Raw genomic sequence first — 214 nt, forward strand, 5'->3', positions numbered from 1 at the left:
GGATCGTAGGCGATCACCCGGCAACCCAGCCCGAGCATGATGCGCGCAAAGGTGGCGCCGATTTTACCGGTGCCGATCACTCCGACGGTTTTGCCGAACAGGTCGAAGCCGAGTAGGCCATTCAGTGAGTAGTCGTTTTCATGAACGCGGTAGTGCGCCCGATGCAGTTGCCGGTTCAGCATCAGAATCAGGGCGAGGGTGTGTTCGGCAATGG

Annotated in this window: 1 pseudogene; it reads right to left on the reverse strand. The window is 59.3% G+C overall.

Annotated elements, in window-relative coordinates:
* A pseudogene (locus B3187_RS13345) lies at nucleotides 1-214 on the reverse strand (NAD(P)-dependent oxidoreductase); the annotation flags it as partial.

Source organism: Marinimicrobium sp. UBA4209 (assembly GCF_002381585.1).
Taxonomy (GTDB): domain Bacteria; phylum Pseudomonadota; class Gammaproteobacteria; order Pseudomonadales; family Cellvibrionaceae; genus Marinimicrobium; species Marinimicrobium koreense.